Raw genomic sequence first — 24,067 nt, forward strand, 5'->3', positions numbered from 1 at the left:
AGAGCCTTGAGAGGTCCTCTCTCCTGGCCCGACGAATAGGACTTTGCATTGACTACTGCCCCGACTGAGCTTCGCACCATTGGAATCCTGGGAGCAGGACGCGTTGGAACTGCCGTAGCACGTCAGGCCCTGAAAGCGGGCTACGAGGTGAAGATCGCAACTGCGAAGCCGGCTAGCGAGATTTCGCTGATCGTCGAGATCATCACGCCCGGTGCCATTGCCGTTGATGCTGCCGAAGCCGCGAGCGCAGATCTGGTTGTTATAGCAGTGCCGCTACACAAGTACCGCACTCTCGATCCGGAGCTTCTTGCCGGACGCACCGCGATTGATGTGATGAACTATTGGGCTCCGATTGATGGCGAGCTTGACGATTTCGAGGGTGATCCCCGGACAAGTAGCGAGATCATTCAGGCCTACCTGCCAGAGACGAGGATCGTTAAGTCTCTTAACCACATTGGCTATCACGATCTCGAAGAGCACGGCCGCGAACCGGGCTCACCTGACCGCAGGGCGCTTGCTCTTGCAAGTGATGATGAGGAAGCTAAGGCGCTGGTTGCTGGCTTTATCGACCGCCTCGGCTATGACGCCGTGGATGCTGGACCGCTTAGCGCGGGACGCGCCTATCAGCCGGGCACTGAGATCTTTGCCAGCGCTCACAATGCTGAGCAGATGAGACCCCTGCTCGAAGCCGCAAAGCAGCCTGCACACTCCTAGTTCCTAAGCCACCTTTCGGCGCTTCAACCGGGCCGTTAAAACTGACACCGGCCCGTACGAATACCACCTGAACCAAACAACTCACTCAGTTATCGCGCTTATGGCGCGGTAGCCATCCTGCTGACAAACATCTTGCTGACGCGTCAGCTCAACCCATGGGAGAGACAATGGAAATAGGCGCCTACAGCTTCGGCGATACTCAGCGTCATGAGGACGGCTCGCTTCACTCAACCCATGAGGCGGTGCGTAACCTGCACGAGGCAATCGTCCATGCGGATGAGGTTGGGCTCGACTACTTCGGGGTTGGGGAGCACCACACGACCTCCATGCCTGCATCATCACCGGGGGCCACCATTGCGGCCGCCGCCGCAGCAACAAAGCAGATTATTCTCGGCAGCGCCGCCAGCATCATCAGCACCGATGACCCGGTCCGCGTCTACCAGCAGTTCGCAACCGCCGATGCTATTTCCGGTGGTGGGCGTATCGAGATCACAGCCGGCCGCGGTTCTTCTGTCGAGACCTTCCCACTGTTCGGTTACGACCTGGGTGACTACGACGAGCTGTACGCCAACAAACTCAACCTGCTCATGACCATTAATGAGAGCGATTCTGAGGAAGTCACATGGAGCGGTAGCCGCCGCCCCGAGATCCCGAACCTCGCGGTTGTCCCCCGCCCGGTCCAGGGCCGCATGCCAATCTGGTTGGCTACGGGCGGCAACGCGGGTTCTTCCGCACGTGCGGGACAGCTGGGCCTGCCGGTGTCCTACGGAATCATTGGCGGAGCCCCACATCGCTTTGCCCCACTCGCTGAGCTGTACCGGGAGACCGCGAAGCGCGCCGGCCACCCCGAAGAGAACATCAAGGTATCGGTAGCCGCCATGGGACTCATCGCACCCACGAAGGAGGAGGCACTCGAACGGTTCTACCCGGGCTGGTACAACCTGAACGTAGAAATGGGGCGGCTGAGGGGATGGCCGGAGCCGGATCCTAACGCCTACTACGCGCAGGCCAAGGCCCCAGGCGCGTACTACATTGGTGATCCCGACGAGGTGGCCGAACGTATCGTTCATCTCCATGGGCACATGGGCCACATGCGGCACTTCTTGCAGATGGACATCGGCGGCCTCCCTCAGGACCACCTCCTCGAGTCCATCACCCTCCTCGCCACCGAGGTCAAGCCGAGGGTCGAGCGACTGCTCGCCAAGAAGTAGCACCCATCTGGCAATCGCCTCCTAATCTCCTTGCTCAAAGCAAAGCCGGGGTCAGCGTCTAACCGTTCAGGTCGCTGGCCCCGGTTTTGCTGACATGATGACAGCATGACGAACTGGGAAGTTAATCCAGCCGAGTACGAGTGCAAGCACGTTCAGCAGGCCGACATTGTCGACATCATCACTGCACGGGAGGTGCCTCTGGGTGGCCCGCGCGCCATGACTGCCCGGCGCACCCTGCCGTAGCGTAAGCGCTCCCTGATTGGCCCCTGGTGCTTCCTCGACCACTACGGCCCAGACGATGTTGGCGCCACGGGTGGCACGGCAGTACCGCGGCACCCGCACACGGGCCTGGCCACCGTCACGCTTCTCTTTGAGGGCCTGATCGAGCACATCGATACCACCGGCTTCTCGAACATTGTGCGCCCTTCCGAGGTCAACCTAATGATCGCGGGATCGGGGATCTCTCATTCCGAGTTCTCCACCGGAGACACCTCGATCCTGCACGGTGTCCAGCTCTGGTACGCACTCCCCGAAGCAAAGAGAAACTCGACGCCCGGGTCCCAGCATTACGTTGCCGAACCGCAGGTTGTTCCCGGAGGAACTGTCCTCACCTACATCGGTTCCCTAGCCGACGTAACCTCACCTATTGACACGAGGATCGAAGAGCTTGCTGCCCAGGTTGTCATTAACCCGGGTGAGACTGTCACGCTTGATATTGACCGGTCCTTCGAGCACGGGGTCCTTCTCGATTCCGGCGAGCTCACTATCCACGTGGGTGAGCACGACCGGACGCTCGGTAAGGACGAGCTGGCCTATCTTCCTCTAGGCCCCGAACAGATTAGCTTTACCGCAGGTGACTCCCCGACCCGAATCATCCTGATCGGTGGCGAGCCCTTCGAGGACACGATCGTCATGTGGTGGAACTTCGTTGGCCGCTCGCACGACGAGATCGTTCAATACCGCAATGCCTGGCAAGCTGAGATCGGCATGGAAGAGCCGCCCGCCGATACCGCAAAGGGCATGGAGTCCGGGACGTATTTTGACGGCATGGCCGTACCTAGGTTCGGAGCCCACTTCCCCGAAGGCGAGCCTGCACCGCTTCCCGCCCCGAAGCTCCCCAACGCTCGAATCAAACCGCGCATTCAGCCGTAGACTAATCCAACCATTGCAATCCGGCTTGTAAAGTTTTGGGGTATGAAAAGGCGTGGTGTCAAGAACGAGTCTCGGCACCACGCCTTTCAAATATTTGCTAAGTCGCTAGAGCTTAGTCAATCGCACCAGTCTGGTAGGCCTTGACCAGGCGACGGGGAATGCGAACCTCGCGCCCCTGAACCTTGACCGTGACGAGATCCGTCATCTGAGCCTTCCACTGGGACCGACGATTGCGCGTGTTGCTACGCGACATCTTGTGCTTGGGAACTGCCATTGCGCCGCTCCTTTCTGTCTTAGGCGGCCGAAGCCGCGAATGTTCTTACCAGGAGGACTTGGTGACGCCCGGGAGCTCACCACGAAGCGCCATGTGACGCATACGAACGCGGGACAGACCGAAGTCGCCGAGGTAACCGCGGGGACGACCATCAATGGCGTCGCGGTTACGCAGACGAACCGGGGACGCGTTGCGCGGAAGGCGGTGCAGTGCGGCCATAGCCTCATCACGCTCTTCCTGCGTCAGGTTCTCGTCCACCGAAGCCTTCTTCAACTGTGCGCGACGCTCTGCGTAGCGCTCGACCATCTCGCGGCGCTGCTTGTCACGCGCAATCTTGGACTTCTTCGCCATGCTTACCTCTCTATATACCGAAACGATGTTCCGGCTATAACATCTTGTATCTTGCTGGACCTACCGGGAGTTTCCTCGCGCGATGGGGATCACCCGGAGGGACAGCGGTCCGACAAACCATCCTAACTCAGGATTGAGCCAGAACCATAGTTACATCAACCACTAATCTCCGCGCAGTCGGTCACACTTAAAAAGACGGGCGGGTCAGGGCCGATGAATGAACACCCCTAGGATAGCGGTATGCCGCAGACGATTCGAGACAGCGTGAGAACTGAGCTTGTGATTTCGCGCTCCCGCTTTATCACCGAACTCGTCCCCGCCGCCGATCCGGACGGGGCCAGAAACCTTGTTGCCGAGCTCCGAACGGAGTTCCCAGACGCTCGCCACCACTGTTCCGCATGGATCGTCCAGGTACCCGGCGAGCAGGATAGGGAGCACTCGTCCGATGATGGGGAGCCGTCGGGAACCGCGGGCCGGCCCATGCTCGACGTGTTGCGCGGACGGGAACTCACCAATGTTTCTGCTGTTGTTGTCCGCTATTTCGGCGGGATTCTCCTTGGAACCGGCGGGCTCGTGCGCGCCTATTCCGATTCCGTGGCCCAGGCAGTCAATGAGGCAACCTTGTGGACGGTCACCGAGGTGCCGCAGTGGGAGATCACCGTTCCTGTGGCCACAGCCGGCAGACTCGAAGGGATCCTACGGTCGGAAGGCTGGGAAGTGGAGTCGCAGTGGGGTTCCGAGGTGCCGATGCTGATAACAACGGACAGAGTTGATCGCCTTACCACCATTGCTTCCATTGAGCTGGGCACAGATGTCGTACCCGAACATCGCGGAACGGTTCAGCAATTCTCTCGATGAGTGAACGGGCTTGCTCGGTGGCGAAGGTCATGAAACTATAGCCATAAGCACTGAGCTTGAAGTTTTAACTATCTTCTAAGGAGGCGGCCATGAGCACCACTCGTCCGTTCCTCCCGTGCTGTCTGTTCTGTCGCTAGAGTGTCGAGCCCCAGGGTGCGTTGACGCATGCTCGGCACTCTCCCTTTTACTACTTACCGACCGGTACAACCCCCTCAAAATTCATCGAAGGAAGATTTATGTCTCGAATTGCAGCCGACGCCACCCAGCTTGCCGGCAACACCCCGCTCGTCCGCATCAACAACCTGTTCCCCGACTCGAAGGCCACCGTCCTCGCGAAGCTCGAGTTCTACAACCCTGCCAACTCTGTGAAGGACCGCATTGGCGTTGCCATTGTGGATGCTGCTGAGAAGTCCGGTCAGCTCACCGAGGGCGGCACGATCGTAGAAGCCACCTCCGGCAACACCGGTATCGCCCTCGCCTTCGTTGGTGCAGCACGCGGATACAACGTTGTTCTCACCATGCCGTCCTCGATGTCGAAGGAACGCCGCGCACTCCTGCGCGCCTACGGTGCCGAGCTCATCCTCACAGAGCCTGCTGATGGCATGAAGGGCGCAGTCGCGAAGGCCGAAGAAGTTGCAGCCGAGCGTCCGGGTGCTGTGCTTGCCTCGCAGTTCGCGAACGAAGCGAACCCCGCTATTCACGAGGCCACGACCGGCCCTGAGATCTGGAACGACACCGACGGCGAAGTTGCAGCCCTCGTTTCCGGCATTGGCACCGGCGGAACCATCACCGGTGCGGGCCGCTACCTGCGTTCGAAGAACCCCGACATCAAGATCTTTGCCGTTGAGCCGGCCGAGTCTCCGCTCCTGTCCGAAGGTAAGGCTGGCCCCCACAAGATCCAGGGCCTCGGCGCCAACTTCATTCCCGGAATTCTTGACACCGAGATCTACGACGAGGTCATCACCGTTCCTTCTGCGGACTCCTTCGACTGGGCCCGTGCAGCGGCCACGAAAGAAGGCCTCCTCGTTGGTATCTCCTCGGGTGCTGCCCTGAAGGCCGCTGGCGAGGTTGCTAGCCGCGAAGAGTTCGCCGGTAAGACGATCGTTGTCATCATCCCGTCGTTCGGTGAACGCTACCTGTCCACCCCGCTGTTCGAGGGCCTGGTCGATTAATCATGGTTCTGTCACTCGGCGCTTCCCTGAAGACGCTCCTCAAGGAAGACCTTGAGGCTGCTCGTCGGCGGGATCCCGCGGCGCGTACCCCGCTGGAAGTCGCTTTGGCATATCCCGGCGTGCACGCCCTGTGGGCACACCGGGTGGCACATGCAATGTGGAACAAGTCAGATCGGCTGAAGCTCCCGGCACGCCTGCTGTCGCAGGCAGCCAGGTCAATCACTGGGATCGAGATCCATCCGGGCGCTCAGCTCGGGCGGCGCATGTTTATCGACCACGGCATGGGAGTCGTCATTGGCGAAACCGCCGAGGTCGGTGAGGACGTCATGATGTATCACGGCACGACCCTGGGAGGTGTTTCCCTTGACAAGGGAAAGCGCCACCCTACGGTCGGTGACCGGGTCACGATCGGTGCTGGAGCCAAGGTGCTTGGCCCCATTACGCTCGGTAACGACTCCCAGATCGGCGCTAACGCCGTTGTCGTTAAGGACGTTCCCGACGGAGTGACCGCTGTCGGCGTTCCCGCGAAGAACCGCGAGATCCCCGTCATGGAACCCCAAATCGACCCGGCCATCTGGATCTGATAAACCACTATCGGATCGACCACTAGAACTGGCGATTAACTGTGAGAATGGCGGCCTTCGGGCCGCCATTCCCCATCCAACCCCTTGTTTGACGAAAACAGGTCTTAAAGTGGGTGGCATGACCGTTCCCGACTCTTCCGCAGCGAATCCCGAGTATCTCGCGAGCGCCAAGCAGGCCCGCCAGAGGGCCCTTCTCTTTGCTGTCACCGCACTTGTCGTCCTCATTATCGGGGCCATCCTCGTTGCGGACGTCACGAGAGTTGCGAGCATCATCGGACTCTCCGTCCTGGGCTGGGCTATCGTCCAGCTCATTGGGATCGGCTACCTGCGCATGAGACCAAAGAACCCTGCGGTAGGCGTTGCCATCGTCGGAGGCATCGCAACTGCCCTTACCGTTCTTCTCATTACCTTCTTTTCAAGCGGCTTTGACGAGGCTCTTCTCGTGGCTGGCACATGGCTTGCCGGTGGCGCGCTCTCGGAGGCCGTTCGTGGCAGCAGGTGGCAACGTGCTCTTGGTGAGAAGGGGATCTCCGGCGATGTCGTGCGCACCCTCGCCATTCACACCGGCTACGACGGAACCCCGCTGTCGAGCTTCCTTACCGGCGGCATCCTCGTCGGCATCTGGGCCTGGCTCCTCGACGTCCTCCCCTGGGTTACTCCCTTTGCGGCACTCGTGCATTGCACCGTAGCTCTCGGTCTCTCTGCCAAGGCGAAAGCCTGAGGACAGCGTAGTCACTCGCCCCACCTACATTCCTCACCAACGCTAACTTTCACTCATCCGTCGTTCCTCAGAACGGCGGATGGTCTCTTTATTGCAGCAGATCACACCCGATACTGAACAGGCTTTCCAACGGGTTACGCTCGAGCTTTCCAGCTCGACATGATCAACATGGCCAAGTGAGTTGGCCGGACCCTTCCTTGCATCCATCGCCGAGGATTCCTACCTAACTCTCATGTCAACTTCCATGGCGCCTGGAGCTTCTCCGACCTGGCTGGTTTCGCCCTCCGCAATGAACGAGAGCCCTGCCACGGACTGCCCTTAGACTGGTGGAATGACAGATCCTATTCTCAGCGATGTGCTGAAGAACGCTAAGCAATCCGTCCGTGTTCAAGATGACCTGTTCCGCAGGGTTAATGGCACCTGGCTCGACACTCACGAGATCCCGGCCGACCGTCCCCGGGACGGTGCTTTCTACGACCTTAACGAGCGGTCGCAGGAGCAGGTTAAGGCAATCATTGATGAACTTGCCGAAGGTGACCCTGCAGGTGATGCTCAAAAGATCGGCGACTACTACTCGTCCTTCATGGATGTCGACACCCTGAACGCCGCAGGCGTTGAGCCGCTCCGTGAGGATCTTGAGCAGATCTCTCTCGCACAGACAAAGGAAGCTCTCGCGAGTGCCGTGGGCACTCTTGTTCGCACGGGCGTGAACACCCCGTTTGATTTCGACATTGACGCCGATCTCAACGACCCGGACTCCTACGTCATCTTTATCAGCCAGTCGGGCCTGTCCCTTCCGGATGAGGCATACTACCGGTCCGAACAGCATGCGGAGACCCTCAAGGCTTTCAAGGCGTTCATTCCCGAATACCTTGCCCTCACGAATGTTCTTGCGAATGCCGAAGAGGCTGGCCAGCATATCGTCGAGTTCGAGACCGCTCTCGCTTCTCACCACGCCGATGTCGTGACGACCCGCGACGCCGACAAGATCAACAACCCGATGTCGTGGACCGACTTCGTGGCTTCCGCACCGGGTTTTGACTGGGAGGCAGCCCGTGAAGCTATTGGCATCCCCTCCGATCTGGCCGACCGACTTATTGTGCTGACGCCGGATGCTCTCACGGGAGCCGCAAAGCTGTGGGAAGAGACCGATCTTGATGTCCTCAAGGAGTACCTGACCTTCCAGGTCGCTGTCTCCCGCGGCGCCTACCTGACTGAAGACATCGCCCAGAAGCGTTTCGATTTCTTCGGCACTACTCTTACGGGAACCACGGAGCAGAAGGACCGCTGGAAGCGAGGAGTTGCACTTGTCAGCGGTGTTCTTGGTGAGGCTCTCGGCAAGATTTACGTGGAGCGTCACTTCCCGCCGTCCCACAAGGAAAAGATGGAGCAGCTCGTAGCGGACCTACTTGAGGCCTACAGCAACTCGATCAAGAATCTTGACTGGATGGGTGAGGAGACCAAGAAGAAGGCCCTTAGGAAGCTCTCGACCTTCGTTCCGAAGATCGGCTACCCGGAAAAGTGGCGGGACTACTCCGCTCTGACGATCACCGATGACCTGGTGGGCAACGTTCGCGCCTCGGCCGGTTTCGAAACTGATCGCGCTATTGCAAAGCTCGGGACACCCATGGACCGTGAAGAATGGTTCATGCCTCCCCAGATGGTGAACGCCTACTACAACCCGACGTGGAACGAGATTGTCTTCCCCGCGGCTATTCTTCAGGATCCGTTCTTCAACCCGGATGCTGATGACGCCTGGAACTACGGCGGCATTGGTGCTGTGATCGGCCACGAAATCGGCCACGGCTTCGATGATCAAGGTTCGAAGTATGACGAGTCGGGCCGCCTCAACAACTGGTGGACCGATGAGGACCGTAGCGAGTTTGAGAAGCGCGCCAACGCTCTTATCGCACAGTACGACGCCTACACCCCGATGGCGCTCGAAGGCACCGAGCATCACGTCAACGGCGCCCTCACCATCGGTGAAAACATTGGCGACCTCGGCGGCCTCACGATCGGCCTGAAGGCATACGACATTGCACTGCGTCGCCAAGGCTACGACGGCATCGATGATGCTCCCGTCATTGACGGAGTGACCGGTGCCCAGCGCGTCTTCTACTCGTACGCGAGGATTTGGCGGGAGAAGTCCAGGGACGAGACCGCGATCGTCATGCTCAGCATCGACCCGCACTCCCCCTCCGAGTTCCGTTGCAACGGTGTCGCCAAGAACCTCACGGCGTTCCACGAGGCCTTCGACGTCAAGGAAGGCGACGAGCTTTACCTCCCCGAGAATGAGCGCGTAGCCATCTGGTAATGAAAGCTATTGTCCGATACCAATACTGGCACTGCTGGCGTAAGGCCAGAACATAGCTGCCGGGAGATAACGTCAAGGGAGGGGCCGATTCAGTTTCATTCTGAATCGGCCCCTCCCCTATGCATCGGTTAAAGGTTATGACAGGACTGTTTAATCGGCACTTGCCACGCTTGAGAGCATCTCTTCGACATCGGCCTGGAGCTCACCGAACTCTTCGGCCGATGCTGAGAAAGCAACTTCCTGTAGCCCGTCATCACTGAAGATCGGGTAGACAAGCTGGGTGATCTCCAGTCCGTCCATGACTCTCGTGACCTCAAGCCCCTCAACCTCGTTGCCGTCCACGCTCAGCGTCATGGCAGGTCCGATGACAACATCATCCGGGTTCTCGACGCCAGTTCGGAAGGAGTTGCTAGCGGGCTCCTCCCATTCCTCAAACGCGGTCGGGACGCCGGGAGCAGCATCAACCCAGGTTCCCACAATATTCGGAACGAAAGCCGAGTTGTTGACACCGGAGACGAGCAGAACCGTGAGGTTGACGTTCTCGTCAAGTGGCGCAGGGTATGCCTGCCATCCATCCACCAGGGTCAGGGAATAGCGGTCGTCCTTCGACGTCACCACGTCACCCTCGACGGTCATGCGACCCTCGGTCCCCTCCTCGCCGCCGTCAGCTGTGCCTTCGGGGGTTAGTTCCTCGTAGGTTGGGGTGGCAGATGTTTCCTCGGACGACGATGTCTCGTCAGTCACGGTGTCATCGGAGCAGGCCGAAAGCGCTGCGAGTGCGACGATGCTCGCCGCGGCAAATCTTCTGATCATTCGAACGACGGCCCCTTGTCGCGGGAACGCTTAAGCTCGTAGAAGCCGGGAACGGAGGCAACGAGAACAGCACCGTCGAACAGGCGCAGAGCGTCCTCTCCTCGGGGCGCCGGGGTAACAACCGGGCCGAAGAAGGCGGAGCCGTTCACGGAGATCGTCGGGACACCCACGTCGGTTCCAACCAGGTCGGTGGCGCCTTTGAGCTGTGCCTTCATGGCCTCATCAAATTCACCGGACTCGGCGCGCTCGACGAGGGCAACGTCGAGCCCTGCGGCTTCAAGGGCCTCAACGATTGCGTCGCGCTCGTTCGTGCGGCCACCCGGGTGGTAGCGGTTGCCGACCTCGGTGTAGAAGTTACCGAGGGCCTCCTGGCCGTATACCTCACCAACACCAACGGAGACCTGTGCACCGAGGCGGGCCTCTTCAATGTGCTTCGCGTAGCCAGGATCGAGGTCGCGGCCTTCGTTGAGGAGGGTGAGGGACAGGACGTGCCAGGTGACGTCGACGTCACGGTTGGGAACAATCTCCTCCGCGATCCAGCGGGAAGTCATCCAGCACCAGGGGCAGGAGGGATCGAACCAGAAATCAATTTTGTCAGCCATGTCACCATCGTCCCGTAGTTTGAGCCGACTTCCAAACAGGGACGCTCAGCGCTCAGCGTATTCCCAGCCCAGCAAGTACTGTTAGGTAGGTGCACGCAAACCGCGCACGGACACTGTGAAAGGACATTCATGCCAGGAGAGAACCTCACCCGGTCAGAGGCAGCGGCACGCGCTGGAGCGGTTTCTGCCGACAGCTACCGCGTCCAGCTCGACCTGAGGGGCGACACAACATTTTCTTCCATCACGACACTGAAGTTCTCCGCAAGCGCGGATGAAACGTTCGTGGACCTGATCGGCTCGGTCAACTCGATCCTGCTCAACGGCGAGCCGGTCGACCTGTCCGCGCACGCGGACTCCCGAATCCACCTGACTGGCCTCAAGGCCGAGAACGAGCTGGTGGTGGACGCGACATGTTCGTTCATGAACACGGGCGAGGGCATGCACAAGTTCGTTGACCCAGTCGACGGTGAAACCTACCTGTACACCCAGTTCGAGGTTGCCGATGCTAGGCGCGTGTTTACTGTCTTCGAGCAGCCCGACCTCAAGGCCGAATACACGTTCGAAGTTACGGCACCGAGCCACTGGAAGGTGTTCTCCAACTCCCCCACCCCGGAACCCACCCCGGTTGATGACACCTCGAGCCTGTGGGAGTTCACGCCCACCGAGAAGATCTCCTCATACCTCACGGCGATTGTCGCTGGACCCTACGAAGGAAGCGAATCGTCACTGACGAGTTCTGATGGTCGGACGATTCCGCTTGGCGTGTACTGCCGTGCGTCGCTTGCCGAGCACCTGGATGCTGACGAAGTTATCAACATCACGAAGGCCGGTTTTGGTTTCTTTGAGAACGAATACGGTCACCCCTACCCGTTCCGCAAGTATGACCAGATTTTTGTTCCCGAGTTCAACGCCGGAGCCATGGAGAACGCCGGTGCCGTAACAATCACGGAATCCTACGTGTTCCGTTCCCGTGCCACAGGCGCGATGATCGAGCGTCGTGCGATCACGATTCTGCACGAGCTTGCCCACATGTGGTTCGGTGACCTGGTGACGATGCGCTGGTGGAACGACCTGTGGCTCAACGAATCGTTTGCCGAGTTCATGTCGCACCTGGCTGCCGATGAGGCAACCCGCTGGGATCAGGCCTGGCAGACGTTCCTCTCGTCGGAGAAGTCGTGGGCCATGGAAGCCGATCAACTCGCCTCCACGCACCCCGTTGTCTCTTCGGTGACGGACCTTGAGGAGGTGTGGGCAAACTTCGACGGAATCACGTACGGCAAGGGCGCTTCCGTCCTCAAGCAGCTTGTTGCCTACGTGGGCCGCACCGAGTTCATGACCGGCCTGTCCGAGTACTTCTCCAAGCACTCGTGGGGCAACACGGAGCTATCCGACCTGCTGGTGGAGCTCGAGAAGGCTTCCGACCGTGACCTGTCCGAATGGTCCACCCTGTGGCTCGAGGAGTCGGGTGTGACCCTTGCTCGCCCGGTGATTACCGCCCAGGGTGACACGATGACAGAGCTGGTAATCCGTCAGGAGCTCGGTAACGCACCCCGGCTTCGTCCGCACCGCATGGGAGTGGGACTGTACGACGTTGTCGATAATCGCCTCGTCCTGCGCAAGCGCGTTGAGCTAGATGTTGCCGGTGAGGAAACAGTTGTCACGGAGCTGGCTGACGAGAAGATTGCCGACATTGTTCTCCTGAACGACGGGGACCTGGCCTACACGAAGATCAGGCTGGATGAGAGGTCGTTGGAGACCGCGATCAAGCACATCGACACTTTCGATGATCAGCTGGCCCGCACGCTCCTCCTCAGCGCGGCCTGGGACATGTGCCGCGATGCAGAACTGTCTGCTACCTCGTTTACTGAGCTGGGGCTCCGCGCGATCGAAACCGAGAACCACCCGACCGCACTGCGCGTGTTGCTCATGAGCGCGTCGCTGGCGGCCACGATCTACTCCTCCCCCGATAACAGGGAGAACCTGATCGTTAAGGTTGCCGATGAGCTGTTCGCGATCTCCGACCGGGCCGAGCCCGGCTCGGAGATCCAATTCCAGGTTGCTTTGGAGGCGGCACGCCGTGCGAAGAGCAACGCTCAGCTGGACCGGCTTGAGAACTGGCTCGAAGGTAAGAACCTACCGAACGGCTTCGAGCTGGACACCGACGGCAGGTGGACGGTCCTCCAGGGGCTTTCTGCCGGTGGCCGGATCGACGAGGCAAGGATCGAGGCGGAGCTCGCAAAAGACAACACGGCGACAGGAATGGAATCCGCCTGGCGTGCCCGCGCCTCCATCCCAACCCCCGAGGCTAAAGAGGCCGCCTTTTCGGCACTGATTGAAGGCGGCCTGCCGAACATGCAGCAGCGGAGCGCCCTCTTCGGGTTTCAAGCCGGAGAGGCCTCCGTCCTCGCCCCGTTCTTCCCCAGGTACCTCGACGCCCTGAGCGGCGTGTGGGAGAAGCAGACGTACGAGATGGCGCAGCAGCTCGCCACCCGTATGTTCACACCCTCAATTATCGGTATGGGAACCGATGTTGAGGCAGGGCTGAACGCGTGGCTGGAGGAGCACCCGGACGCTGCACCGGCGCTACGCCGGATCATCATTGAGCATGGGGATGCGACCCGCCGGGCCCTAGCGGCCCAGACGGTCGATTCAGCTCATAACAGTTAGGACTGGTGGTCAGTCGAGCTTTCCGAGAAGATCGCCGGCTGTAACCTGAGCGCCTGGAGCCACACCCTGGTTCCAGGCGCTCGTCCTTTTCTGAGGGAACGTCACGACAACCATGGATTCCAGGTCGCCTAAGCGATCCAGGTCGACGGTGATAAGTGGGGTTCCGACGCTCACCTGATCGCCCTCTTTCACGAGGGCGGTGAGGGCATCGCTCTTGTGAGTATCGATCCCGGCATGGACCAGGCAGGAACTCACGACAACGGCATGGGAACGCACCGAGGTAACCTCGCCGTCGCATGGCGACAGGACTGTCATAACGCCGGTCTCCGACGGGTTTATCGCGCAACCGGGTCCCAACATGAGGCTTGAAAACACAGGGTCGGGGACCGACTCGAGCCCGAGTACAGTCCCCGCTATTGGCGAATAAAAGTTCACCCCATGCGCTCCACAATATCTTCGGCCTCGGGGCCTACAACAACCTGGACAACGTTATTGGCCTGGACGACGACACCGAAGGCACCGCTCTCCCTGAGGGCCTCCTCCGACACCGCGTCGATCGAGTTCACGACGGCACGGATACGGGTGATGCAGGCTTCTACCGTGGAAATATTGTCCTTGCCGCCGAGCCCGGCGATGATGGACTGTGCTTTATCCATGATTCCTCCTTGGTCTCAGAGTAGCCGGTTATCGTCCCCAAGTGCGCGCCTAAACGTCTCCAGAAGGGACGTGACACGCGAATGGGACGGAATGTCGCCGACGAGAACAACCTCTTCTGTTCCGTCAGCCAACGGAACCCGCCAGTTCGGATATTCCTGATCGGTTCCCGGCTGGTTCTGGGTCCGACGTTCACCCACAGCGTCAACCAGGGAAACAGCGAGGAACGTGGATCGTGCCTGGGCAATGTAGGCGTAGAGGCCTTCCACGATTTCCCGCTCGGTCGGGTTCTCCCCGACCAGTCCGTACTCCCGTAAACGCTTCAGGGCCTTTTCTCGTTCCTCATCTGCTTCGGCCCGCACCTGCTCAACCGGCTGCATCAGAAGCCCGAGCCGCTCGCGCAGGTCGACATGCTCGCCAGCAATGTAGCCGGCGGCGGGCGGAAGGTCGTGGGTGTTGACGGAAGTGAGGACCTCGCGGCGGTAGTTCTCTGCCCGCAGCGGCATCCCCTCACCTTCCTTCTCGAACCAGAAGATGGAAGTTCCGTAGATCCCACGGGCCGCAAGGAAGTCCCGAACCCAGGGCTCAACTGTTCCCAGGTCCTCACCAACGAGGATCGTGCCAGCCCGGTGTGCTTCGAGCAGGAGAACGCCGATCATGGCCTCGTGGTCGTAATTGACATATGTACCCTCGGAGGCCGGGTGACCGTCGGGAACCCACCAGAGACGGAAGAAGCCAGCAACGTGATCGACGCGGAGCATTCCGGCGTGGCGGATCACGGTGCGGATCATATCGCGCAACGGCTGGTAGGCCGTCTCGGCAAGAGTGTCGGGACGCCACGGGGGCTGCGACCAGTCCTGGCCCTGCTGGTTGTACATATCGGCGGGGGCGCCGACGGTGACGCCACGAGCAAAGGCCGTGGGATTCGCCCACACATCCGCGCCAATTGGGTGGACACCAACAGCGAGATCGGCGCACACACCGATGTGCATGCCGGATGCTAGAGCGGCCTCCTGGGCCTTTTCAAGCTGTTCGTCAGCAACCCACTGGAGCCACGACCAGAACTCGATCCGGTCGGTCAGCTCACGCTTCTCGCGTGCCACATAGACGGAGTCGGCCGTTGCAATATTCTCCGGAAATCCCTTCGGGTACTTCTCGCACAGGGCGCACCAGAGCGCAAAATCTGTCAGCCCCTGGCCCTCTTCTTCAAGGTACTTTTCGTAGGCGGCCTGACGAGCGAACGAGCGGGGCACCTTGAAGATGATCTCGAGGGCCTGGCGCTTCGTTTCCCAGACCTCGTCGCGATCAATGTAATCGTTACGTAGCGAAGAGGCTCGTTGTTCTTCGCCTCCCCAGTCAATGAGGGAACGCTGCGGGCCAGTCAGGTACGCGGTCTCCACGATCTCTTCGGGACGAACGTAGATCGGGTTAACAAAACGCCTGGAAACGGGAAGGTACGGCGACGGCGACATGTGCCCAACCGGCTCGGCCGCGTGCAGCGGGTTGATTTGGAAGAAGTCCGCACCCTCATGACCAAAGATCGCGGCAAGGTCGGCAAGATCGGAGAAGTCGCCAATGCCCCAGGACTTTGCGGAGCGGACCGAATAGAGCTGGGCGGCAACACCCCAGGCCCGGGAGGTTTCCAGGTCCGGTTCGTCAAGGCGGTCCGGTGTCATCGCAAACGGGGATTCGGTAACGGTACCGTCCTCCAAGGTCGCACGTAGCGTATGCCACCCGAGTGGAATATCGCCGGGCAGGAGGAATGAGGCACGGCCAGTCTGCTTGCCGTCGATTGCACGGTCCCCGGTCCAGTCCTCGACCTGGCTCAGCGGCCACGACTCATCGGTGCCCTCAAGGATAACTTCGAGGATGACCTTGCTACCGGATGGCACGTGTGCGTGTACGCGGCCCTCGGAGTTCTGGCGGTGAACAACTGAGGGCGGGAGGATCCTGCGCCAGGTCTCAAGTTCGCGATCGGTGAGCGCCTGCACTGCGCCCTGCTCGGTCGAGGCATCCACTCCCATGGCGGCCAGCACCTTGATCAGGATCTCATCGGAGATGTCGCGCTGCTGTCCGTCGTATCCCCAAAATTGGGTCGATACACGATAGGCGGCTGCCAGCTCCGTCAGGGTTGATCGAGAGGGCGGGACACTCATAGGATGACCTTTCGCAACGACATTGTGCATTCGTGCACTATTCTGCCAGATATTCGCTTTCGACCAGCACAATTAATCGTCAGCTGGGACACTCTTCTATTTCACACTCTCCGTGAGCTTTACTCCAGTGTGATGTCAGGTGTCGGGCTAACAGCGTTCGCCCAGGAAAACTCGGTTAGTGTTTACCCTGGATAGGAGCACCATGGACAAGCGCATCTTCATACCGGAAAGCACAACGGAGCCACTGGCTTCCCTGCTCAACACGCTCAGGCTTGAGCGCCAGGGAGACATCACATATCGGGGTCACGACAACCTGCCCCAGCTCTCCGGACGCGTGTATGGCGGCCAGGTACTCGCCCAGGCCGTGATGGCTGCCGCCGATACATTTGAGGACAGCGACGACCGGCTTATCCACTCCCAGACCGCGGCTTTCCTCCGCGCTGGCGACATCAAGAAGCCAATCGACTTCGAGGTCGAAGTCATCAGCGACGGAAGGTCATTCTCCACCCGTCTCGTGCACGCCCTGCAAGACAATCGCATTATCTTCACGGCACGCGACTCCTTCCAGCGTCGTCAGCCCGGCGTCGAGCATCAGGACGAACCCCCGAACGTTCCGGGGCCGGATGAGTTCCCGTCCTCGGTCGACCTCTTTTCGTCCGTCGACCATCCGGCGGCCCGTTTCATGTCCTCGACGAACTCGCTCGACATGCGGCACGTCGAAGGCCAGCTCTACCTGCGCCCCACGAAAGAAATCGACTCGACAACGCACGTCTGGTTCAAGACTCGCTCCCCTATGCCAACCGATTCTTCTCAGACACTCAAGAGAGCCGTCCTCGCTTACGCAGCAGACCAGTTCATGCTGGAACCAATCCTGCGTAACCACCGACTTGCTTGGTCCACCCCAAAGATCGCTCTCGCCACTCTTGACCACACAACCTGGTGGCACCGCGATGTCGATCCATCCAACTGGATTCTTGCCGAGCTTCACAGCCCCTCGGCACAGGGCGGCCGCGGCCTCACACTCGCCAAGTTCTTCCAGGACGGAACACTCGTGGCAAACATGGCCCAGGAGGGCATGGTCCGCTCCCCCGAGTTCTCGGAGTAGCACCGGCCAATTGGGTAAAGCCACGATCAAGTGTGGCACCGAGCTCCGCTTCTCCAGACCCATCCGATGCCGCCCACCGACCCCCGATCAAGCTTTGGGCCCAACCACCGAAATGGTTGGGCCCAAAGCTTTGCGTGCGCACTACTTTAATAGTGCCGCGGTAGCGGTCTGTTTAGTCGCGCGTGAGCTTGCGGTAGGTCACGGCGCTGGGGCGTGCCGCCTCGGTACCAAGACGCTCAACCTTGTTCTTCTCGTACGAGTCGAAGTTACCTTCGAACCAGTACCAGTTGGCCGGGTTCTCCTCGGTGCCTTCGTAGGCGAGGATGTGGGTGGCGACGCGGTCCAGGAACCAGCGGTCATGAGTGACGACAACGGCGCAGCCGGGGAACTCAAGAAGAGCGTTTTCGAGCGAACCGAGTGTTTCCACATCGAGGTCGTTCGTCGGCTCATCGAGGAGCAGCAGGTTGCCGCCCTGCTTGAGGGTCAGCGCAAGGTTCAGACGGTTGCGCTCACCACCGGAAAGAACTCCCGCCGGCTTCTGCTGGTCCGCACCCTTGAATCCAAAGGCGGACACGTAGGCGCGGGACGGCATCTCAACCTTGCCGACCTGAATGTAGTCGAGTCCGTCCGACACGACCTCCCACAGGGTCTTGTCGGGGTCGATACCGGCGCGGGTCTGGTCGACGTACGAGATCTCGACGGTCTCGCCAACCTTCAGCTCACCGGCGTCGAGCGGCTCAAGACCAACGATGGTCTTGAACAGGGTTGTCTTACCAACACCGTTCGGGCCAATGACACCGACGATGCCGTTGCGGGGAAGCGAGAACGACAGACCGTCGATGAGAACGCGATCGTCGAAGCCCTTCTTCAGGTTCTTGGCTTCGATAACAACGTTGCCGAGGCGCGGGCCGGGCGGGATCTGGATTTCTTCGAAATCCAGCTTCCTGGTCTGCTCGGCTTCCGCCGCCATCTCCTCGTACCGATCGAGACGCGCCTTCGACTTGGCCTGACGGCCCTTCGCCGACGAACGAACCCATTCGAGTTCTTCCTTCAGGCGCTTTTGAAGCTTGGCGTCCTTCTTACCCTGGACGGTGATGCGTTCCTGCTTCTTCTCGAGGTAGGTCGAGTAGTTACCCTCGTACGGGTAGAGGCGACCGCGGTCGACCTCAGCAATCCACTCGGCAACGTGATCGAGGAAGTACCTATCGTGCGTGACCGCAATTACGGCGCCGGGGTACTTCGCAAGGTGCTGCTCGAGCCAGAGCACCGATTCGGCATCGAGGTGGTTCGTGGGCTCATCGAGGAGGAGCAGGTCGGGCTGCTCCAGGAGGAGCTTGCACAGTGCGACGCGGCGTCGCTCACCGCCCGACAGGTGGGTGACGGGCGAGTCGGCGGGCGGGCACTGGAGTGCGTCCATGGCCTGCTGAAGCTGCGAGTCGAGATCCCACGCGTTGGCGGCGTCAATGTCGGTCTGGAGCTTACCCATCTCTTCCATGAGGGCGTCGAAGTCGGCGTCGGGATTACCCATCTCCTCGCCGATTTCATTGAAGCGGTTGACCTTGGCAAGGATGTCGGCGACACCCTCCTGAACGTTGCCGAGGACCGTCTTTTCCTCGTTGAGCGGCGGCTCCTGAAGGAGGATTCCCACCGTATATCCCGGGGTGAGCCGGGCCTCGCCGTTGGACGGTGTATCCATCCCGGCCATGATCTTGAGGATCGTCGACTTACCGGCACCGTTCGGGCCGACCATACCGATCTTTGCACCCGGCAGGAATGCCATGGTGACGTCGTCAAGGATCAGCTTGTCGCCGATCTTCTTGCGGGCTCGGACCATCGAGTAAATGTACTCAGCCACTGTTCTCCCTTGTGTTTAAGAAGCTTTCCTCCACAAGGTTACCGCAGGCGTCACGAAGCGGGTGACTCCTCCGCCGCAAGCGGACCCCTCACATATTCGGCAGTTCCGCGTCCGATCTCGATTCCCACCGAATCGGCTTTGATGACGAGGACCGTGCGGGACTGCGTCGGATCGTCGCGCAACTGATACGTGTCCGTCTCGAACCTGCCGCGCACGAGAACCGGGGTTCCCTTCGTGACAGACAACGCGCAGTTTCTCGCCAGTTCCCCGTAGGTCTTAACCGTGAACCACTCGGTCACGGGCTCCCGGTTCTCCACCGGGCCCCTCATTGAGGATGATCCCACCCGGAAATAGCAGTACGGGGTCCTTCCGTCGCTTTCAATGAGGGCAGCATCTGCACCGGCAAATCCTCTGATCGACACATTAATTTCGTTGTTCATTCGTGCCTCCTTGTCAGTGCCAGAAAACCATCGAAGCGCGAGTGACACAGACGGCGGAAGCCCCTCCGGGGAGGGGCTTCCTGGCCACATTGTCTGTGGACGATGTCTGTCAGAGCAGTAGATGAGCCACCGGGTTTGACAGTTAGTGCTCGGCGGTGTCACCGTCCTGCGCGGCCGGGTCAGCGTCTGTAGCTGGGTTTACAGCAGGATCCTTCTCGTGGCCGGGCGAGCCGGGGATGGCACCAACCATGAGGGGGCGGGCCGGGATCGGCTGGACACCGGCGGCCTCGTACGACTGTGCCTCGTCAAGCGTCTCGTGCTCCATGAGAGCTTCGACGATCGAGTCGCGTTTGTCGCGGTTCTCTCGCAGGAGGGTGCGGGCACGGTCGAGGCATTCGTTGATGAGGGACCGGACTTCCCGGTCGACGAGTCCGAGAACCTCTTCGGAAGCGCCCTGCTGGCGAGCATCGCCCTCCGACGGGTACACCTGGACCGGGCCAAGCGTCGGGGACATGCCCCAGCGACCAACCATGTTGCGAGCAATATTCGTGACCTGCTCAAGGTCCGATTCGGCACCGGTTGTCATGACACCAAAGACTTCGAGTTCGGCGGCCATGCCGCCCAGGGCGCCAACGATCCTGCCTTTGAGGTAGTCGACGTCGTAACCGTAGCGATCCGATTCCGGTGTCGACAGGGTAACGCCGAGGGCGCGGCCGCGCGGGATGATCGAGATCTTGCGAACCTGATCCGCGCCCGGTTGAAGCATGCCGAGGAGTGCGTGGCCTGCCTCGTGGTAGGCGGTCCGTAGCTTCTCCTCTTCCGGCATGACAATCGCACGTTCGCTACCGAGCTGGACCTTCTCCAGGGCAATAGCGAAGTCGCGGGATGTGATCGCGGGAGCACGCTTTTCGGCCGCGAGGATCGCGGCTTCGTTAGCGAGGTTGGCAAGATCCGCACCGGTCATTCCCGGCGTGGTCTTCGCTACCGCCATAAGGTCCACGTCCTGCGCAAGGGGCTTGTTCCTCGTGTGGACCTTGAGGATCTGCTCGCGTCCACCGGCATCGGGGGCGGACACGGTGATCTTGCGGTCAAACCGGCCGGCGCGCGTGAGCGCCGGGTCTAACACATCGGAACGGTTCGTCGCCGCAATAACAACAACGCCTTCGGCTCCCGTGAAGCCATCCAATTCCGTGAGGATCTGGTTGAGGGTCTGCTCCTGCTCGGAGTTGGATCCCATGGCCCGCGAACTGGACCGAGCACGGCCGATCGTGTCGATCTCGTCGATGAAGATAATGGCGGGGGCAACCTTGCGGGCCTCGGTGAAGAGCTCGCGAACACGGGATGCACCGACGCCAACAATCATTTCAATAAACTCGGATGCCGAGGCGGAGAAGAACGGCACTCCTGCTTCACCCGCCGTGGCGCGGGCAATCAGGGTCTTGCCGGTGCCGGGCTGGCCTTCGAGCAGTACACCCTTCGGGAGCTTCGCGCCCAGCTTCGTATAGCGCTCGGGCTCTTTGAGGAAGGACACAACCTGCTGAAGCTCAGACTTAACCTCGTCAATACCGGCCACGTCGTCAAAGTTGACGCGAACATCCTCGGCTTCGACGGGCTTCACCTTCTTGGAGCCCATCATGCCGCCCATGTTCTTCGCCTGCCTGCGGAAGATCCACACCCAGAAGAGAATGATGAGAAGAATCGGTAAGAACGAGAAGAACAGGTTGGCGAGCGTGCCGCGCTCTTGAACAATCGGTGAGGCCGACACGATAGTGCCTTCCTCATCCAGAGCTGTCAGCAGGTCATCCTGGGCAAACGTGGGACGTTCAGTCTTGAACTGCGTGTAGGTCGCATCCTCAATATCGGGATGCTCTGCTTCTTCGATCAGGGTTCCCTCAATGGTTTCCCGCGGGAGAACACCTCCTCCACGTTCCCCTCTTCAACCTGGGCAGAGAACTCCGTGTAAGAAACCGTCGCGGTCTGCGAGGCAGCATCGTCTTGAAGACTGAAAAGCAGGAAAAGAACGAGCCAGCCGCCCGCCATCCACGCAAGAATCCTGCCCCACTTCGGCGTAGGTGGTTCGATACCCTCCGGAGGCAAACCTTCTGTGCGCCAGGGCTTCAGATCCTCTTCCCTACCATTGTCGCGTTTTGCGCTTGATCCACCCACGGCATCGTTCCGACCATCGTCGTAACGGACCGGATCCTTTTCTGCCACGGCCGCCACCTCCGCTTTCTCGTTATTCGCTGTTCACTGGCGGGCCCGTTGCCTACCTCCTGTTCTTTATTTTCATCGAAAGTGAAATTAATTGAACACTATTTGCACTCTGGGCATATTCAACGCCCAGGAAACGTACAGAAAGGGCCACAAGCGCATTGCTTGCGGCCCTTCGAAGGGAAGTTTACGCCTCTTAGCGAAGCTGGATGTTACGAGCCCTTGGGGTTTGTTTCAACGTGTTGATCAGACACCCGGTCAGCACCGGACGCGGCGATAGAAGCGCTATCAAACTCCACCCCCGGTCCTATCGCCAGCTTCTCCCAGAACGCCATCTCGCTTTCGAGTGAAGCGGGCAATGAGAACGAAGGCGGCGATCATGAGGACGACACCGAGAATCACGGTGTAGGGGCTGGCGGTGAAGCCCGCGATGATGAACATGACGAGGACGATCGAGCCGTTCGTCAGCGCATACGGGAGCTGCGTCTTCACGTGGTCGATATGATCGGAGCCGGCGCCGGTCGAGGCGAGGATCGTCGAGTCGGAGATCGGCGAACAGTGGTCACCGAAGATGGCTCCGGAAAGTACCGCACCGATGGAGACCAGCATTGGGGCATCGAGTCCAAGTGCGATCGGGATCGCCAGCGGAATCATGACCGCGAAGGTCCCCCATGAGGTGCCGGTTGCGAAGGACATGAGGGCGGCGGCGATGAAGATCAGAGCCGGAATGATACTCCCGGGAACGTTACCCTGGAGCATTTCGACAATGAAGTTCGCGGTTCCCATTTCCGTCAGCACGGAACCGAGGCTCCACGCAAGGATGAGGATCATGACGACGTTGATCATCTTCTCCATGCCCTTCACGTAGGTGGAGATGATCGCACCGATCTTGTTCACCTTGAAGGCAAGCATGAGGACAACGAGAGTGATCGCGGCAAACAGGTAGGCCGTGGAGAGAGCCGCACGGAAGTCGCCACCGGCAACCTGCTCGCCGGGGAAACCCATGGAACCAAGAATGCCGAAGAGCGTAATGAACAGGACGGCAAGCGGCAGCCAAATAACGATTGCGCGGCTGGGCTTCTGCGCCTCTTCCGCAGCTACCGTATTCTCGCCACGCATCGGAGTCGAGTCAGGCCAGTAACGCTGACCGGTCTCGAGCACGCGGCGCTCGGCCTTGCGCATCGGGCCAAAGTCAGCCTTGAAGAAAATAACCACCGGAACCGAAATAACGGTGAGGATTGCGTACATCTGGAACGGAATCACCTGAACGAAGGTGTCGAACTCGGACGCTTCGATACCCTCGTTCTCAAACGCATCAGCAATCAGACCCATGATGTAGATTCCCCAGCCAATGAAGGGAATGAGAATCGCGACGGGCGACATCATCGAGTCGAGGATCCACGCAAGCTTCTCGCGCGAGGACCTAACCTTGTCGAAGATCTTCTCGAAGATCGGGCCCAGAATCAGGGGCGTGCCGAGGTCGGAGAAGAAGATCGCAATACCGCCGAGCCACACGGAGAACTGCGCCCTCGCGCGGGTCGTGATGAACTTCGTCGTGCTCTTCGCGAGCGCAGCTCCGCCACCGGATCGCTCGACAAGCGCGACGAAACCACCGATAAAGAACAGGAGTACAACGACACCCGCGTTGTAGCTGTCCGTCGCCTGAGCGACAAGATAATCCGTGAACATCGACAGGCTCGTGTCAACCGGATTACCGCCAACAATAATAAGGATGCCGACGAAGACCGCCACGCCCAGAGAAATCACAACATTGCGGAAGGCAATGGAGAGTCCAATGGCGAGAATCGGGGGTATGAGCGAAATTATGCCCATGTGGTCCATGATGATCCCTCTGGTAGATCGAATACTTATTCAGTAAGGGTAATACTGTTCGAAAGCTTTTCAGACTTCGGCGAGGTTGATTTGGCCCACCTTAGAGGGACAATTCCGCCTTATCACCCTTCGCTCAACCAGAGAGATCATGCAGAACCATGTTCAAAATACGTAGCAATCACCAGTCAAATGTATATGGCAGCCGCAGACTCTCCCGAGCAAATCGCCGACACCACGACCGATTCCAGATTTTCTTTCCATGAGCAACATCACCAGCATGCTGGCCAAGTTATGCAGGGCAGTTGCGAATCTTTCATGCCGACCGCCACTTCGCATAGCCACTCAGTGCGCACAAGACGCTGGGTCCCTCCGAAGAGGGA

At 59.9% G+C, this 24,067-nt stretch carries 23 protein-coding genes; 11 read left to right on the top strand and 12 right to left on the bottom strand.

The window, feature by feature from the left end; translation table 11 throughout:
* The first annotated feature begins 48 nt into the window (after positions 1–48).
* The 4 genes from ACTHUY_RS10370 (at position 49) to ACTHUY_RS10385 (ending at position 3,077) form a co-directional block, all read left to right on the top strand.
* Positions 49–714, top strand: coding sequence for an NADPH-dependent F420 reductase (locus ACTHUY_RS10370; protein ID WP_441675342.1), 666 nt, complete (start codon positions 49–51; stop codon positions 712–714).
* 155 nt (positions 715–869) lie between these two features.
* Positions 870–1,925, top strand: a complete 1,056-nt coding sequence (locus tag ACTHUY_RS10375) for an LLM class flavin-dependent oxidoreductase (RefSeq protein WP_441678686.1) — start codon at positions 870–872, stop codon at positions 1,923–1,925.
* Positions 1,926–2,030: 105 nt separating this feature from the next.
* The gene (locus ACTHUY_RS10380; protein ID WP_441654127.1) at positions 2,031–2,168 is read left to right on the top strand and encodes a hypothetical protein; all 138 of its coding nucleotides are present in this window, start codon (positions 2,031–2,033) and stop codon (positions 2,166–2,168) included.
* Between the two features lie 15 nt (positions 2,169–2,183).
* Positions 2,184–3,077: a pirin family protein gene (locus ACTHUY_RS10385; protein WP_441654171.1), complete on the top strand. Its 894-nt coding sequence runs from the start codon at positions 2,184–2,186 to the stop codon at positions 3,075–3,077.
* Between the two features lie 112 nt (positions 3,078–3,189).
* Here the strand turns inward: ACTHUY_RS10385 and rpmF are convergent, their stop codons facing one another.
* Both rpmF and rpsN read right to left on the bottom strand, forming a co-directional pair.
* Entirely contained in the window at positions 3,190–3,351 is a 162-nt protein-coding gene (gene rpmF, locus ACTHUY_RS10390) for a 50S ribosomal protein L32 (RefSeq protein ID WP_126703809.1), read from the bottom strand.
* A gap of 45 nt (positions 3,352–3,396) precedes the next feature.
* Complete coding sequence (gene rpsN, locus ACTHUY_RS10395) at positions 3,397–3,702, bottom strand: 30S ribosomal protein S14 (RefSeq protein ID WP_126703810.1); 306 nt, start codon at positions 3,700–3,702, stop codon at positions 3,397–3,399.
* Positions 3,703–3,942: 240 nt separating this feature from the next.
* On the opposite strand from rpsN, the gene ACTHUY_RS10400 reads away from it, so the two are divergent.
* From ACTHUY_RS10400 to ACTHUY_RS10420, 5 genes are all read left to right on the top strand, one after another.
* A complete protein-coding gene (locus ACTHUY_RS10400; protein WP_441678688.1) occupies positions 3,943–4,560 on the top strand; it encodes an IMPACT family protein in 618 nt (205 codons plus the stop codon).
* Between the two features lie 236 nt (positions 4,561–4,796).
* Positions 4,797–5,732: a cysteine synthase A gene (gene cysK / locus ACTHUY_RS10405; protein WP_441678690.1), complete on the top strand. Its 936-nt coding sequence runs from the start codon at positions 4,797–4,799 to the stop codon at positions 5,730–5,732.
* A gap of 2 nt (positions 5,733–5,734) precedes the next feature.
* Positions 5,735–6,316, top strand: coding sequence for a serine O-acetyltransferase EpsC (gene epsC, locus ACTHUY_RS10410; protein WP_126703813.1), 582 nt, complete (start codon positions 5,735–5,737; stop codon positions 6,314–6,316).
* A gap of 118 nt (positions 6,317–6,434) precedes the next feature.
* A complete protein-coding gene (locus ACTHUY_RS10415) occupies positions 6,435–7,037 on the top strand; it encodes a hypothetical protein (RefSeq protein WP_441678692.1) in 603 nt (200 codons plus the stop codon).
* Positions 7,038–7,368: 331 nt separating this feature from the next.
* Positions 7,369–9,351 (top strand): M13 family metallopeptidase, encoded by a 1,983-nt coding sequence (locus ACTHUY_RS10420; protein ID WP_441678694.1) that lies wholly within the window; start codon positions 7,369–7,371, stop codon positions 9,349–9,351.
* 150 nt (positions 9,352–9,501) lie between these two features.
* On the opposite strand, the gene ACTHUY_RS10425 is transcribed toward ACTHUY_RS10420, so the two are convergent.
* Both ACTHUY_RS10425 and ACTHUY_RS10430 read right to left on the bottom strand, forming a co-directional pair.
* Positions 9,502–10,164 carry a hypothetical protein gene (locus ACTHUY_RS10425; protein ID WP_441654132.1) on the bottom strand — a complete coding sequence of 221 codons (663 nt, stop codon included), beginning with the start codon at positions 10,162–10,164 and terminating at the stop codon, positions 9,502–9,504.
* Complete coding sequence (locus ACTHUY_RS10430; RefSeq protein WP_126703817.1) at positions 10,161–10,766, bottom strand: DsbA family oxidoreductase; 606 nt, start codon at positions 10,764–10,766, stop codon at positions 10,161–10,163. The genes ACTHUY_RS10425 and ACTHUY_RS10430 overlap by 4 nt, the downstream gene beginning before the upstream one ends.
* A 129-nt stretch (positions 10,767–10,895) precedes the next feature.
* Here ACTHUY_RS10430 and pepN point away from each other — a divergent pair, with 129 nt between their 5' ends.
* Positions 10,896–13,433, top strand: a complete 2,538-nt coding sequence (gene pepN, locus ACTHUY_RS10435) for an aminopeptidase N (protein ID WP_441678696.1) — start codon at positions 10,896–10,898, stop codon at positions 13,431–13,433.
* 9 nt (positions 13,434–13,442) lie between these two features.
* Here the strand turns inward: pepN and ACTHUY_RS10440 are convergent, their stop codons facing one another.
* The 3 genes from ACTHUY_RS10440 to malQ are packed head-to-tail and all read right to left on the bottom strand — an operon-like array spanning position 13,443 to position 16,243.
* Positions 13,443–13,868 (bottom strand): PTS sugar transporter subunit IIA, encoded by a 426-nt coding sequence (locus ACTHUY_RS10440; RefSeq protein ID WP_441654134.1) that lies wholly within the window; start codon positions 13,866–13,868, stop codon positions 13,443–13,445.
* Positions 13,865–14,089 (bottom strand): PTS transporter subunit EIIB, encoded by a 225-nt coding sequence (locus tag ACTHUY_RS10445; RefSeq protein WP_441654135.1) that lies wholly within the window; start codon positions 14,087–14,089, stop codon positions 13,865–13,867. Before ACTHUY_RS10445 ends, ACTHUY_RS10440 begins: the two co-directional genes overlap by 4 nt.
* Before the next feature lie 15 nt (positions 14,090–14,104).
* Entirely contained in the window at positions 14,105–16,243 is a 2,139-nt protein-coding gene (gene malQ, locus ACTHUY_RS10450) for a 4-alpha-glucanotransferase (protein ID WP_441654136.1), read from the bottom strand.
* Positions 16,244–16,445: 202 nt separating this feature from the next.
* Between malQ and ACTHUY_RS10455 the strand changes: the two genes are divergently transcribed.
* Positions 16,446–17,348 (top strand): acyl-CoA thioesterase, encoded by a 903-nt coding sequence (locus ACTHUY_RS10455; RefSeq protein ID WP_441654137.1) that lies wholly within the window; start codon positions 16,446–16,448, stop codon positions 17,346–17,348.
* Positions 17,349–17,520: 172 nt separating this feature from the next.
* On the opposite strand, the gene ettA is transcribed toward ACTHUY_RS10455, so the two are convergent.
* From ettA to ACTHUY_RS10480, 5 genes are all read right to left on the bottom strand, one after another.
* Positions 17,521–19,203, bottom strand: a complete 1,683-nt coding sequence (gene ettA / locus ACTHUY_RS10460) for an energy-dependent translational throttle protein EttA (RefSeq protein WP_441675348.1) — start codon at positions 19,201–19,203, stop codon at positions 17,521–17,523.
* Positions 19,204–19,253: 50 nt separating this feature from the next.
* Positions 19,254–19,643 carry a single-stranded DNA-binding protein gene (locus ACTHUY_RS10465; RefSeq protein WP_164719844.1) on the bottom strand — a complete coding sequence of 130 codons (390 nt, stop codon included), beginning with the start codon at positions 19,641–19,643 and terminating at the stop codon, positions 19,254–19,256.
* Positions 19,644–19,785: 142 nt separating this feature from the next.
* Positions 19,786–21,540, bottom strand: a complete 1,755-nt coding sequence (ftsH, locus tag ACTHUY_RS10470; RefSeq protein WP_441675364.1) for an ATP-dependent zinc metalloprotease FtsH — start codon at positions 21,538–21,540, stop codon at positions 19,786–19,788.
* The gene (locus tag ACTHUY_RS10475) at positions 21,525–21,857 is read right to left on the bottom strand and encodes an ATP-dependent metallopeptidase FtsH/Yme1/Tma family protein (protein ID WP_441675350.1); all 333 of its coding nucleotides are present in this window, start codon (positions 21,855–21,857) and stop codon (positions 21,525–21,527) included. The genes ftsH and ACTHUY_RS10475 overlap by 16 nt, the downstream gene beginning before the upstream one ends.
* Before the next feature lie 285 nt (positions 21,858–22,142).
* Complete coding sequence (locus tag ACTHUY_RS10480; RefSeq protein WP_441675351.1) at positions 22,143–23,687, bottom strand: Na+/H+ antiporter NhaC family protein; 1,545 nt, start codon at positions 23,685–23,687, stop codon at positions 22,143–22,145.
* Positions 23,688–24,067: the final 380 nt, after the last annotated feature.

Source organism: Flaviflexus sp., assembly GCF_052087705.1.
In the GTDB taxonomy this organism is placed as follows: domain Bacteria; phylum Actinomycetota; class Actinomycetes; order Actinomycetales; family Actinomycetaceae; genus Flaviflexus; species Flaviflexus ciconiae.